The organism is Coprococcus sp. ART55/1 (assembly GCF_000210595.1).
GTDB classification, from domain to species: domain Bacteria; phylum Bacillota; class Clostridia; order Lachnospirales; family Lachnospiraceae; genus Coprococcus; species Coprococcus aceti.
The window spans coordinates 1,794,958-1,807,907 of sequence record NC_021018.1 but is presented as its reverse complement, the minus strand read 5'-3'; the positions used below and the strand labels follow the sequence as shown (position 1 = coordinate 1,807,907).

Annotated in this window: 13 protein-coding genes; all 13 read left to right on the top strand. The window is 46.8% G+C overall.

Annotated elements, in window-relative coordinates; translation table 11 throughout:
• The first annotated feature begins 172 nt into the window (after nt 1-172).
• The 13 genes from CCU_RS08275 (at nt 173) to CCU_RS08215 (ending at nt 12,840) form a co-directional block, all read left to right on the top strand.
• Nucleotides 173-1,225: an L-threonylcarbamoyladenylate synthase gene (locus tag CCU_RS08275; protein ID WP_015534277.1), complete on the top strand. Its 1,053-nt coding sequence runs from the start codon at nt 173-175 to the stop codon at nt 1,223-1,225.
• A gap of 42 nt (nt 1,226-1,267) precedes the next feature.
• The gene (gene rpiB / locus CCU_RS08270; RefSeq protein ID WP_015534276.1) at nt 1,268-1,693 is read left to right on the top strand and encodes a ribose 5-phosphate isomerase B; all 426 of its coding nucleotides are present in this window, start codon (nt 1,268-1,270) and stop codon (nt 1,691-1,693) included.
• A 379-nt stretch (nt 1,694-2,072) separates the two neighbouring features.
• On the top strand, nt 2,073-2,384 hold the full coding sequence (locus CCU_RS08265; protein ID WP_015534275.1) for a vacuolar (H+)-ATPase G subunit: 312 nt from the start codon (nt 2,073-2,075) through the stop codon (nt 2,382-2,384).
• A gap of 37 nt (nt 2,385-2,421) precedes the next feature.
• On the top strand, nt 2,422-4,449 hold the full coding sequence (locus CCU_RS08260; RefSeq protein WP_015534274.1) for a V-type ATP synthase subunit I: 2,028 nt from the start codon (nt 2,422-2,424) through the stop codon (nt 4,447-4,449).
• A gap of 28 nt (nt 4,450-4,477) precedes the next feature.
• Entirely contained in the window at nt 4,478-4,951 is a 474-nt protein-coding gene (locus CCU_RS08255; protein WP_004850778.1) for a V-type ATP synthase subunit K, read from the top strand.
• Between the two features lie 24 nt (nt 4,952-4,975).
• Nucleotides 4,976-5,578 carry a V-type ATP synthase subunit E gene (locus CCU_RS08250; RefSeq protein WP_015534273.1) on the top strand — a complete coding sequence of 201 codons (603 nt, stop codon included), beginning with the start codon at nt 4,976-4,978 and terminating at the stop codon, nt 5,576-5,578.
• Nucleotides 5,579-5,592: 14 nt separating this feature from the next.
• Nucleotides 5,593-6,564 (top strand): V0D/AC39 family V-type ATPase subunit, encoded by a 972-nt coding sequence (locus CCU_RS08245; protein ID WP_015534272.1) that lies wholly within the window; start codon nt 5,593-5,595, stop codon nt 6,562-6,564.
• Complete coding sequence (locus CCU_RS08240) at nt 6,557-6,877, top strand: V-type ATP synthase subunit F (protein ID WP_015534271.1); 321 nt, start codon at nt 6,557-6,559, stop codon at nt 6,875-6,877. The genes CCU_RS08245 and CCU_RS08240 overlap by 8 nt, the downstream gene beginning before the upstream one ends.
• A gap of 151 nt (nt 6,878-7,028) precedes the next feature.
• Nucleotides 7,029-8,792 carry a V-type ATP synthase subunit A gene (locus CCU_RS08235; RefSeq protein ID WP_117875095.1) on the top strand — a complete coding sequence of 588 codons (1,764 nt, stop codon included), beginning with the start codon at nt 7,029-7,031 and terminating at the stop codon, nt 8,790-8,792.
• A 4-nt stretch (nt 8,793-8,796) separates the two neighbouring features.
• Nucleotides 8,797-10,167, top strand: a complete 1,371-nt coding sequence (locus tag CCU_RS08230) for a V-type ATP synthase subunit B (RefSeq protein WP_004850771.1) — start codon at nt 8,797-8,799, stop codon at nt 10,165-10,167.
• 262 nt (nt 10,168-10,429) lie between these two features.
• On the top strand, nt 10,430-11,113 hold the full coding sequence (locus CCU_RS08225) for a V-type ATP synthase subunit D (RefSeq protein WP_015534270.1): 684 nt from the start codon (nt 10,430-10,432) through the stop codon (nt 11,111-11,113).
• 73 nt (nt 11,114-11,186) lie between these two features.
• On the top strand, nt 11,187-11,360 hold the full coding sequence (locus CCU_RS08220; protein ID WP_227135321.1) for a hypothetical protein: 174 nt from the start codon (nt 11,187-11,189) through the stop codon (nt 11,358-11,360).
• A 22-nt stretch (nt 11,361-11,382) separates the two neighbouring features.
• Nucleotides 11,383-12,840 (top strand): glycoside hydrolase family 32 protein, encoded by a 1,458-nt coding sequence (locus tag CCU_RS08215; protein ID WP_015534269.1) that lies wholly within the window; start codon nt 11,383-11,385, stop codon nt 12,838-12,840.
• Nucleotides 12,841-12,950 lie beyond the last annotated feature (110 nt).

Sequence of the window (12,950 nt, the reverse complement as noted above, 5' to 3'; positions counted from 1 at the left end):
GATACCCGGGAAGTGTAATTACTATTTTATATGACGGCGGCGGACGTTATATGATATATGTTACCCAAATATAGCCTAAACATTTGACACACATGCAGTGCTGGGCTAAAATATGGGCGTATATGCAATAATATAGAAGCGATAACAATTTATTATAGAAGAAGGTAAAGTGATGAACACTATAATTGCAAAAGCAGGAGTGGATGACGACCGCATGTATGAGCAGGCGGCGGAGATACTTAAGAGAGGTGGTCTTGTAGCATTTCCGACAGAGACAGTGTATGGCCTTGGAGGAGACGCGCTGAATCCGGATGCGTCACATCGGATATATGCGGCAAAGGGCCGGCCATCGGACAATCCGCTCATAGTCCATATAGCAGAGACATCAAGCGTGTATGAACTGGCGGAGACAGTGAGTGACGACACGAAGAAGCTCATGGAAGCATTCTGGCCGGGACCACTCACCATCATACTCAACAAGAAAGAGGTCGTTCCGCACACGACCACTGGCGGACTTGATACGGTTGCCATCAGGATGCCATCACATCCGGTTGCCATGAGGCTCATAAAGGATTCGGGAGTGTATATCGCAGCTCCAAGTGCCAATCTGTCCGGACGACCATCCCCGACCACTGCGCAGCATGTGCAGCAGGATATGGACGGCAGGATAGATATGATCATCGACGGTGGGGCAGTCGGAATCGGTATAGAGTCGACGATAGTGGACATGACCGGGGACAGACCGACTATATTACGGCCTGGATATATCACTCCGGAGATGATAAGGGATATCGTTGGCGATGTGACTATAGATCCGGCGATAACAGGTATGAACAATGCTCTGAGACCTAAGGCTCCGGGGATGAAGTACACACACTATGCTCCAAAGGGAGAACTCAGCATAGTAGAGGGCGATAGACTGGCTGCTGCTGAGAAGATAAGAAGTCTTGTTGCGGAGAAAAAGGCGCAGGGATACAAGACTGCGATACTGTGTGACACTGACAATGTCAGTCTTTATGATGACGGAGTATGCGAGAACGTATACGATGCCGGAAGCAAGAAGAACGAGATAACTGTGTCTGCCGGACTGTACAGTCTGCTCAGAACCTGTGATGACATAGGTGCACAGTATATATACAGCGAGTCATTTGAGGAGGGGGACATGGGCTACGCCATCATGAACCGTCTCATCAAGGCTGCAGGACACAGGATAATAAGCTGTTAGTTAATTTCGAAAAAAATATTATATAAAAAGGAGAATCAGAACATGATAGCACTTGGATGTGACCACGGCGGATATGAGCTTATGCAGGAGGTTATAAAGCATCTTGAGGAGAGAGGCCTTGAGTACAAGAACTTTGGCTGTTACAGCACAGAGTCAGTTGACTACCCGGTATATGGACAGGCAGCAGCAAAGGCAGTAGCCTCAGGTGAGTGTGATAAGGGAATCATCATCTGCGGAACAGGAATAGGAATATCGATCTCAGCGAATAAGATAAAGGGAATCAGAGCTGCACTCTGCCACGACTGCTTCTCGGCACAGGCGACAAGAGAGCACAACGATGCAAATATGCTGGCTATGGGTGCCAGAGTCATAGGACCTGGACTTGCACTTAAGATAGTCGACATATTCCTCGACACACCATTCTCAAATGATGAGCGTCACGTAAGAAGAATCGGAATGATTGAGTAGTATCATAAGTTATGCCGTAAGGGGGACCCCGTTCATACTCAAAAAAGAATCCCATGACAGTATGGTCAAGACTGTCATGGGATCTTTTTTTATACGGTTTTCGTCAAACTGCATCATTTGTTCGACATATAACCGCGTTAAAAGGAAGAAAAATGATTAATGGATAAACATAAGTATTATCAACATAGTCACATTGTACATTAACAATAAAAAAATATCAAGGGGGTTGTACAAACTTTACAAAATGTTTATTTACAATATAGCCAACTCATTATAAAATAATATTACTTGAGTTTTGACATAATAATCTAAAGTGATGCTTTGATGAAGTGTTTATGGAATTGAGTCTGCTCATAAATTTTTATAAGGGAGGAATGTTATGCTGCAGGAGACTATGAAGAAGATAACCGATGCAGAGTCTGAAGCTGACGAGATCATTCGCAAGGCCAAGGAAGAAGCCGACTATACAGTAGCTGCTGCAAAGAAGGAGGCTGCGGATATGATCGCGGCCGCAGGATCAGCTTCGAGAGAAAGCATGAAGAGTGCCGAGGGAGCCGGCAGATCTGAGGAGGAGAAGCTCACGGTGAAGGCGATGGATATTGCCACCGCTGAGATCGCACATCTCAGGGAACGTGCAGCGTCCATGGAAGGCGAGGTTACTTCCATGATCATCGCAGAGCTGGTGGGATGAAAAGCCCTGCAGGCATTTTAAGAAAGGGGGTAAATGTATGGCGGTACTTCCTATGAAGAAGATTGAGATCTGTGCCATGAAGAGGGACAGAAAAGCAATTCTTGAGAAGCTCCAGTCGCTGGGAATGGTTGAGATACAGACTGATAACGAAGAGACTGATGACTTCAGGAAGATGAGTACCACAAGCCAGAGAGCAAAGTACGAGAAAAGAGTACAGAATACAGATGAAGCCTTACAGATAATTGATAAATATGCTCCGGAGGAGAAATCCATATTTGCCAGCCTGGAAGGACGGCAGGAGGCGTCAGAGGCTGACATTCAGGAGATCATAGCTGGAAGATGGGATTATAACCGTAAGGTTAAAAAGATCCAGGAGATCAGCAAGGACATAGCCGGCTGCGAGGCGGGAATAGTCAAATGTCAGGTGGCTATAGACGGATTGGCGCCGTGGCTGAATATGGACATACCGATCAATACCACAGGGACCGAGAAGACGGATGTGATGATCGGAACTATGCCACCGGGGCTCACGGAGACGGATATTCAGGGGTATATAAGCTCTGCGGAACCAGAGATAGCGGGATACACAGTCACTGTTGTAGGATCTGATAAGGACCAGACTTGTATGGTGGCAATAGCCATTAAAACTGTATCACAGAGGGTGGAGGAGATATTGAGATCCCATGGATTTACAAGAATTTCGTATTTCTCCAAAAGAACACCTGAACAGAAGACGGATAAGTACAGGGCGGATATAAGGGAGTTCGAACAGTGGATAGAGGACAAGAAGAATGAACTAGTATCTATGGCTGATGACAGAGACAAGCTGAGACTTCTGGCTGACTATTACCGCATAAGGGCGGATAAATATAAGGTCCTTGGAAGCCTTCTCCAGTCAAAGAGCACATTTGTCATATCGGGATATGTGTTGGAGAGAGATGCAGACAGGGTAGTGGCTGTACTCAATGAGAATTTCAGCCTGATGGCTGATGTATATGATGTTCCGGAGGATGAAGCGGCACCTATACAGCTTCAGAATCCGAAGATGTTCGCATCGGCGGAGGGTGTACTGGAGTCATTTGGACTTCCGGGAAAAGGTGAGATGGATCCAACCACACCGATGGCGATATTCTATATATTCCTGTTCGGACTCATGTTGTCCGATGCGGCGTATGGACTCATCATATTCCTGGCATGTTTTATTTTGATCAGGAAATTCCCGAAGATGGAGAACGGACTTCAAAAGTCCCTGCGCCTGTTCATGTACTGTGGTATATCCACACTGATATGGGGAATATTATTTGGTGGTTTTTTCGGAGACCTGATAACGGTGGTATCGAGGACGTTTTTCCACCACGAGGTGACGTTCAAGCCGGTATGGTTTGCACCGCTGGATGACCCGATGAAGCTTTTGTTATTCTCTTTGCTGTTCGGACTTATACATTTGTTCGGCGGACTGGCACTCAAGGGATATATGTGTCTGAAGAAGGGAGATGCGAAATCATTCATATGTGACGTGCTGTCGTGGTTCATGCTCATCACAGGACTTGTGCTGATGCTCATGCCGACGGAGCTGTTCGCATCTATAGCACAGATGCAGTTCAATTTCCCTGGATGGCTTAAGAATACAAGCTACGGACTGGCGATTGCGGGAGCTGCGATCATCGTGCTCATGTCGGGAAGAGACCACAAGAATCCGGTGCTCAGACTTGCACTTGGACTGTATGACATATACAACCTGACAGGCTGGCTGTCAGATCTGCTGTCGTACTCCAGACTTCTTGCACTGGGACTTGCGACAGGAGTTATAGCACAGGTAATAAACCAGATGGGAAGCATGGCTGGCGATGGAATATTCGGAGCCATAGTGTTCATCATCGTATTTATAGTAGGACATCTGTTCAACCTTGCGATCAACATGCTGGGAGCATACGTGCACACATGCCGTCTCCAGTATGTAGAGTTCTTCGGCAAATTCTACGAGGGCGGCGGAAATCCATTCAGGCCGTTCAGAGAGAATACGAAGTACGTTGATATAGTAAGTGGTACAGAAACACAGAAATAAGAAACCAATTTTAGGAGGAGAAAATATTATGACAATGGGAACGGTTTTGGCATTAGTGGGAGCTGCGCTTGCAGTAATTCTTGCAGGCATGGGATCTGCATATGGAGTAGGAGTTGCTGGTCAGGCGGCAGCAGGTGTAGTAAGTGAGGATCCAAGCAAATTTGCAAAAGTTCTTATCATCCAGCTTCTTCCGGGTACACAGGGTATCTACGGACTTCTTGTTGGATTCATAGCATTGTCCAACATAGGAATCCTTTCAGGAACACCGAAGGAGCTCACAGTAGCACAGGGACTTATGATGCTTGCAGCATGTCTTCCAATAGCGGTAGTTGGTCTTGTATCAGCAATGCACCAGGGCAAGACAGCAGTTGCAGCAGTTGGAATAGTTGTAAAGAAGCCTGATCAGTTTGGTAAGGCGATGCTTTTCCCAGCCATGGTTGAGACATATGCGATCCTTGCACTTCTGGTATCAATTCTTGCGGTAAATGGAATCAAATTATAACTTTTTGTAAGGAGGATGTACTTTATGACGGGATTGGAAACAATCGTAGAACAGATCCTTCAGGAAGCGCAGAAGGAAGCTGAAGAGATCAAAGCTCAGGCTGCCAGAAACGCGGATTCCATCATTGTAAATGCCAAAAAGACTGTGGATAAGATGAATGAGGAGACCAGAGAGAAGGTTGCCCAGGCAGAAAAGTCCGGATCATTCAGGGCAAAGTCCTCATCAGAACTTAAGAAGAGACAGGCGATACTTGCGGCAAAGCAGTCAATAATTGGGAATATGCTGGATAAGGCATATGACGCAATGGTGGCGCTCCCAGATGAGGAGTATTTCCAGGTGATCGTCAAATGTCTGGAGAAGTCGGTACAGCCGAAAAGCGGAGAGATATGTTTTTCCGGGAAAGACAGAAAACGACTTACACCACAGACTGAGAAGCAGATAGAGCAGATAGCTGCAGCTCATGGAGGAAGCCTTAAGGTGTCCAATGGGAACTGTGATATAGATGGAGGATTTATCCTGATCTACGGAGGGATCGAGGAAAACTGTTCATTCAGAGCAATGCTGGACGCGAACAGAGAACATTTGGCAGACAAGGTAAATGAATTATTATTTGTTGATAACAGATAGCTGGAGGTAGGCAGATGGCAGACAAATATATATATGCAGTTGCCAGGATCAGGGCACTTGAGATGACGCTTATGAGTCAGGCAGTCATAGAACAGCTCGTGGCCACGGATTCCTACAAGAAGGCGGTTCAGTTCATCATAGAGAAGGGCTGGGGCGATAGTGATAAAGCCAGTATGGATGAAAATGACATACTTAGGGCGGAGACTGACAAGACGTGGGCTGCTGTGGCTGAGATGGTGGATGATATGTCCGTGTTCGATGTCATAAGACTTCCAGATCTGTATCACAACCTCAAGGCGGCGATCAAGACTGTGGTTGCCGGGGAGACTCCTGCCCATGTGTTCTTCGACAATGCCGAGATAGACGGTCAGAAGATGCTGTCCATCGTAAGTGACAAGGCATGGGACAGACTTCCAGAACACATGAGAGACTGCGCGAGGGAGGCTTGGGACTGTATGGCACAGGCTGGAGATGGACAGATGTGCGATGCTGTGATAGACCGAGGGACACTGCTGGCGATCATGCAGGCTGCAAAGAAGGCAGATGACAGCCTGCTCAGGGATTATGCAGAGACGACGGTGGCTGTTGCAGATATCAAGATAGCGGTGAGATCCATGAAGACAGGCAAAAACAAGGATTTCATGAAGAGAGCCATGGCGGAGTGCAACACTCTGGATATTGACAGGCTGGCGACGGCTGCGGTGGCTGGCATGGAGGAGATAGAGAGATACCTTGCGGATACAGCATACGCTGGTGGGGCAGAGGCACTTTCTAAGTCGGCATCGGCATTTGAGAGATGGTGTGACAACCGTATCATAGAAACGATAAAGCCTCAGAAGTACAACCCATTTACGGTGGGACCGATAGTGGCGTACATTCTGGCGAGGCTCAACGAGATAAAGACAGTCAGGATCATATTGACATGCAAGCTGAACCAGCTTCCGGAGGAGGCTATCAGGGAAAGGGTAAGGGAGATGTATGTATAAGATAGCTGTTATGGGCGATTATGACAGTATATACGGATTTGCAACTCTGGGCCTGGATACATTCCCTGTAGATAATCTGGATTATGGGGTCACGTTGCTGAAAAGGCTGGCAGAGGACAATTATGCAGTCATATATATGACCGAGGCACTGGCTTCGAATCTCAATAAAGAGATAGACAGATACAGAGAGGTTATGAAGCCTGCGATCATTCTCATACCGGGGATATCTGGCAATACAGGGGCCGGAATAGCGGGAGTAAAGAAATCCGTTGAGCAGGCTGTAGGCTCGGACATATTATTTAATGAAGAATGATTAGAAAATAATGGTGAAACGAGCGGATATAGGTAATTGCGAAATCGGTATAATTCGATTTTGATATACTAAACTGCCTCAATCATATCGGAAAGAGGATTCGCAATTATCTATGGAGCGAGTGAGTATAGAAGGGAGCGTGAGCTGTTAAGTGGCTACAGGAAAGATTAAGAAGGTCGCCGGACCACTGGTCATCGCTGAGGGCATGCGTGATGCAAATATGTACGACGTGGTGCGTGTAAGTGAGAGCAGACTTATCGGCGAGATCATAGAGATGCACGGAGATCAGGCATCAGTTCAGGTATACGAGGAGACATCAGGACTTGCACCGGGAGCACCGGTGGAGTCAACGGGAATGCCTCTGTCGGTTGAGCTGGGACCGGGACTTATAAGCAGTATATACGATGGAATCCAGAGACCGCTGGATGATATCATGAAGATATGTGGCAATAACCTGAAACGAGGAGTTGAAGTTCCATCGCTGAAGAGAGATGTCAAGTGGACATTTGTGCCGACTGCCAAGGTAGGTGATAAGGTGTCGGCAGGCGATGTGATAGGAACAGTTCAGGAGACTGTGGTCGTCACACAGAAGATCATGGTGCCTTATGGTGTGACAGGAACCATCAAAGAGATAAAGGCAGGAGAATTCACAGTTGAGGAGACTGTGTGTGTGGTTGAGACAGACAAGGGTGACAGGGAGCTGACACTCATGCAGAAGTGGCCGGTTCGTAAGGGCCGTCCATATCAGGAAAAGATACCACCGATCATGCCACTTATCACAGGACAGAGAGTTGTAGATACATTCTTCCCTATAGCAAAGGGAGGAGTGGCTGCGGTTCCCGGACCTTTCGGAAGCGGCAAAACAGTTATCCAGCATCAGCTTGCAAAGTGGGCTGAGGCGGATATCGTTGTCTACATCGGATGCGGAGAGCGTGGAAATGAGATGACAGATGTTCTGAACGAGTTCCCAGAGCTGAAGGATCCGAAGACCGGACATTCACTCATGCAGAGAACAGTCCTCATAGCCAACACATCGGATATGCCGGTTGCGGCCAGAGAGGCATCTATATATACGGGTATAACTATAGCTGAGTATTTCCGTGATATGGGTTACTCGGTGGCACTCATGGCGGATTCCACATCGCGTTGGGCTGAGGCGCTCAGAGAGATGTCAGGACGTCTGCAGGAGATGCCTGGTGAGGAGGGTTACCCTGCTTACCTCGGTTCAAGACTTGCACAGTTCTACGAGAGAGCCGGAATGGTCAAGGCTCTCGGCAGCGAGGGCAGAACCGGTGCACTGTCGGTTATCGGTGCGGTTTCTCCTCCGGGTGGTGATATTTCCGAGCCGGTTTCACAGGCAACACTTCGAATCGTCAAGGTATTCTGGGGACTGGATTCATCGCTTGCGTACAAGAGACATTTTCCTGCCATCAACTGGTTGACTTCATACTCTCTGTATGTGGACAATATGGGCAAATGGTTCGAGGAAAATGTAAATGAAAAGTTCATGGTCGACAGACAGAAGATGATGACCCTGCTTCAGGAGGAGGCAGAGCTCGATGAGATCGTTAAGATGGTAGGTATGGATGCCCTTTCAGCGGGAGACCGACTGAAGATGGAGGCGGCGAGATCCATCAGAGAGGATTTTCTTCACCAGAACTCATTCCATGATGTGGACACATACACACCGCTTCACAAGCAGTTTCTGATGATGGAGCTCATCATGGCATTTTATGAGGAGTCAGCGCAGGCGCTGGCCGGTGGAGCAAGCATAAGAAATATTCTGAACATGCCGATCAGAGAAAAGATCGGACGATTCAAATATGTGCTTCCTGAGAATGTGGATGAAGAGTACGAGAAGATATCCAGGGAGCTTGACAAGGAGCTTCAGGAAGCTATAGAGAAGGAGGACTAAGACTATGCCAAAGGAATATAGAACTATACAGGAAGTTGCGGGTCCTCTGATGCTGGTGCACGGAGTTGAGAATGTAGCTTATGATGAGCTGGGTGAGATTGAGCTGGCGGACGGCGAGATCAGACGATGCAAGGTCCTTGAGATAAATGGTGAGGATGCCCTGGTACAGCTCTTTGAGAACTCGACAGGTATCAATCTTTCAAACAGCAAAGTAAGATTCCTTGGAAGGAGTATGGAGCTCGGCGTATCAGAAGATATGCTTGGCCGTGTATTTGACGGACTTGGAAGACCTATAGATGGCGGTCCTGAGATACTTCCTGATGAGAGAAGAGATATCAATGGTCTGCCGATGAATCCGGCTGCCAGGAACTATCCGTCTGAGTTCATTCAGACAGGTATATCAGCCATAGACGGACTGAACACACTGGTAAGAGGACAGAAGCTGCCGATATTCTCGGCTTCAGGACTTCCGCACAGCCAGCTTGCAGCACAGATAGCAAGACAGGCAAAGGTGCGCGGAACAGATGAGCCATTCGCCGTCGTATTTGCAGCCATGGGTATCACATTTGAGGAGGCAAACTTCTTCACAGAGAGCTTCAAGGAGACTGGTGCCATAGACAGAACAGTCCTCTTCATCAACCTGGCAAATGATCCTGCGGTTGAGCGTATCGCCACACCTAGAATGGCACTTACCGCCGCTGAGTATCTTGCATTTGAGAAGAACATGCACGTTCTGGTAATCCTCACGGATATCACGAACTATGCGGATGCACTTCGTGAGGTATCAGCCGCAAGAAAAGAGGTTCCGGGACGCCGTGGTTATCCTGGATACATGTACACTGACCTGGCAACTCTGTATGAGAGAGCCGGAAGACAGAAGGGTAAGAATGGAAGTATAACCATGATACCGATCCTGACCATGCCTGAGGATGACAAGACTCATCCTATACCAGACCTCACGGGATATATCACAGAGGGACAGATCATTCTCTCAAGAGAGCTGTACAGAAAGGGAGTCACACCGCCTATCGATGTACTTCCATCATTGTCCAGACTTAAGGATAAGGGAACAGGTGAGGGCAAGACCAGAGGAGATCATGCCAGCACCATGAACCAGTTATTTGCAGCTTATTCAAGAGGAAAGGATGCCAAGGAGCTCATGACTATCCTGGGTGAGTCGGCACTTTCGGATATAGATATCATATATGCAAAGTTTGCAGAGGCATTTGAGAAGGAGTATGTATCCCAGGGGTACGGCACCGACAGAAGTATTGAGGAGACACTTGCCATAGGCTGGAAGCTTCTCTCCATTCTTCCTAGAGCCGAGCTGAAACGTATCGACGACAAGTGGCTTGACATGTATTACGGAAAGTAGTGGGTAGGCAATTTTGTGGGAAGATTGTGGAATATAGCATTCGACTGCATACCTGAGCAGGAGCGCTTTCGCTCGTTTCACCCTGCAGCGGTACTAGCGCTCGCATGCTCGCTGAGTACCGGCGGGCTCAAATGTCCTGCCCATGGTAATGCAGTGGATTGCTATATATTTAAAGCATTCGTGCAAAATTGCCATATACACGTTGTCTTTGTAATACATGTCAAGTAGCATGAAAATATATTTGGAAGAAAGGAGAAGACAGATGGCTAATGTTGTGGTTAATCCAACCAGAATGGAGCTGACAAGGCTTAAGAAGAAGCTGGTCACGGCATCCAGAGGCCATAAGCTCCTGAAAGATAAAAGAGATGAGCTGATGAGGCAGTTCCTTGACATGGCAAGAGAGAATATGGAACTGAGAAAGAAGGTTGAGGCTGGCATCAAAGCTGCCAACACAGGCTTTGTAATAGCGAAGGCGGGTATGAATGAGCAGACATTGAGTACGGCGCTCATGGCTCCGAAGCAGGAGGTGCGGATCGCCCTTGGCGATAGGAATGTAATGAGTGTTGATATTCCTGTGTACGACTATAAGACGAAAAGCGCAAATTCAAATGACATCTATTCGTATGGATTTGCATTTACATCTGGAGAGCTGGACGATGCAGTGAAGTCCCTCTCGGATATACTTCCTGATATGCTGAGATTGGCGGAGGTGGAGAAGTCTTGCCAGATGCTCGCAGCGGAGATAGAGAAGACCAGAAGGCGTGTAAATGCTCTTGAGCATGTTATCATCCCGGAGACTCGGGAGGGAATAAAGTATATAAGCATGAAGCTTGATGAGAATGAGCGAAGCACCCAGGTCAGACTTATGAAGGTCAAGGACATGATGCTGGAGGAGGCTCATCACTACAAAGAGCATCAGTTCGAGCATGCGCAGCAGACAGAATGATATTTAAACTTATAGGACAAAAGTTTTGATAAAAACCGCCCACACCTCAGATAAATAAAGGGGTGTGGGCGGTTTGATCTTCTTGTGGACGGGAAATGAAAATAATCTGTATTTCCAGTTTGCGGGAAGCAAGACTGTTGCAAGAGTATCAAAGTATGAGATAAGCCAGATAGGCGACAAGGTTTCGTTCGTATTCATGCCACATAAGCTGCACTTCTTTGACAGTACAACCGAAAAAACAATCTAATCAAACAGAAGGAGGTCACAGTATGTATACATGCCAGAAGGCAGATGAATATATAGAAAAGAACAGAGTAGACAGAGCAGACAAGCCGGAGTTCCATCTTACAACTCCGGTGGGCTGGTTAAACGACCCTAATGGATTTTCCATATATGGAGGAAAGGCACATTTGTTTTATCAGTTCCATCCATACAGCACGGAGTGGGGACCTATGCACTGGGGACATTCCACCTCAGATGATTTTATAAGATGGGAGGAGCTTCCAACAGCACTGGCACCTGACTCGGATTATGATGCATTTGGCTGCTTTTCAGGAACTGCAATAGAGAATGACGGGAAGCATGTATTGTTCTATACAGGAGTAGTTGAGGAAAAACTGGCTGATGGAACTAAGAATGTTATACAAAACCAGTGTATGGCTGTAGGCGATGGAATTAGTTATGAAAAAATATCCAGCAATCCTGTTGTTGATGGGAAGATCATGCCGGAGGACTGCAGCCGTGCTGATTTCAGAGATCCGAAGGTCTGGAAGGATGCGGACGGCAGGTACTATATGCTGGCTGGAAACCGGACATATGATGGAATCCCTCAGGTTGTACTGTTCTCTTCAGATGATATGTACAACTGGAAATTTGAATCAGTATTTGCAAAGGATGAAACAGGCAGATTTGGCGCAGTGTGGGAGTGCCCAGACTATTTTGAGATGAATGGACATAAGGTGCTTATAGTATCCCCACAGGACATGTCAGCAGATGGAGAGTTTCACAATGGAAATAACGTGGTATTCTTCACAGGCGATGTGGATGAAGAGAAACATATTTTCAAGTATGAAAAAGCAGTATCTGTGGACAGTGGATTTGATTTTTATGCACCACAGACTATAAGAACACCTGATGGACGAAGAGTGATGATTGGCTGGATGCAGTCTTGGGACAGCGTAAATACGCTGCCACGTGGACAGAAGTGGGCATGTATGATGTCAGTTCCAAGAGAACTAATGATCTCTGACGGCAAGCTGATTCAGACTCCGGTCAGAGAGTTTTGTGGATACAGGCAGAACAAGCTGGTAGTTAATGATACTTTGCGTGGTGAGAAGACGTATGAAGGCATTAACGGCAGAGTTATCGATATGACAGTTGATATAAAGAAAGCTGAATGCGGACATTTTACAATGCACTTTGCAAAGGATGAGATTCATGAAACCAATGTCAGCTATACCCCGGGAACACAAATGCTTGAGATAGACAGAACATTTGCGGGATGGATACGTGATACAAACTGTGTGCGCAAGGTCAAAATCAAGAATGGCAATGGACTTTCAAAAATGAGAATAGTGATGGATTGGAATTCCATAGAGATATTTGTAAATGATGGAGAACAGGTGCTGTCTACAGTTATATATACACCGCGCAATGCTCAGGATATTGTATTTGAAACTGACGGATGTGTGGAACTTGAGGTGGAGAAATACGATCTGAACATATAGGTCATATGCTCTGATTGACACAGAGGGTGATCGAATACCAGCTTGCAAAGATTAGAAAAACATCTGATTTTGCAGACTGGTATTTTGTTTATTTATCCAGCAAATATGCT

Excerpts from the sequence above, each read along its gene's own strand:
- CCU_RS08260 (WP_015534274.1), top strand. The coding sequence starts at position 2,422 with ATGGCGGTACTTCCTATGAAGAAGATTGAGATCTGTGCCATGAAGAGG.
- CCU_RS08230 (WP_004850771.1), top strand. The coding sequence starts at position 8,797 with ATGCCAAAGGAATATAGAACTATACAGGAAGTTGCGGGTCCTCTGATG.
- CCU_RS08255 (WP_004850778.1), top strand. The coding sequence starts at position 4,478 with ATGACAATGGGAACGGTTTTGGCATTAGTGGGAGCTGCGCTTGCAGTA.
- CCU_RS08265 (WP_015534275.1), top strand. The coding sequence starts at position 2,073 with ATGCTGCAGGAGACTATGAAGAAGATAACCGATGCAGAGTCTGAAGCT.
- CCU_RS08215 (WP_015534269.1), top strand. The coding sequence starts at position 11,383 with ATGTATACATGCCAGAAGGCAGATGAATATATAGAAAAGAACAGAGTA.
- CCU_RS08250 (WP_015534273.1), top strand. The coding sequence starts at position 4,976 with ATGACGGGATTGGAAACAATCGTAGAACAGATCCTTCAGGAAGCGCAG.
- CCU_RS08225 (WP_015534270.1), top strand. The coding sequence starts at position 10,430 with ATGGCTAATGTTGTGGTTAATCCAACCAGAATGGAGCTGACAAGGCTT.
- CCU_RS08275 (WP_015534277.1), top strand. The coding sequence starts at position 173 with ATGAACACTATAATTGCAAAAGCAGGAGTGGATGACGACCGCATGTAT.
- CCU_RS08240 (WP_015534271.1), top strand. The coding sequence starts at position 6,557 with ATGTATAAGATAGCTGTTATGGGCGATTATGACAGTATATACGGATTT.
- rpiB (WP_015534276.1), top strand. The coding sequence starts at position 1,268 with ATGATAGCACTTGGATGTGACCACGGCGGATATGAGCTTATGCAGGAG.
- CCU_RS08245 (WP_015534272.1), top strand. The coding sequence starts at position 5,593 with ATGGCAGACAAATATATATATGCAGTTGCCAGGATCAGGGCACTTGAG.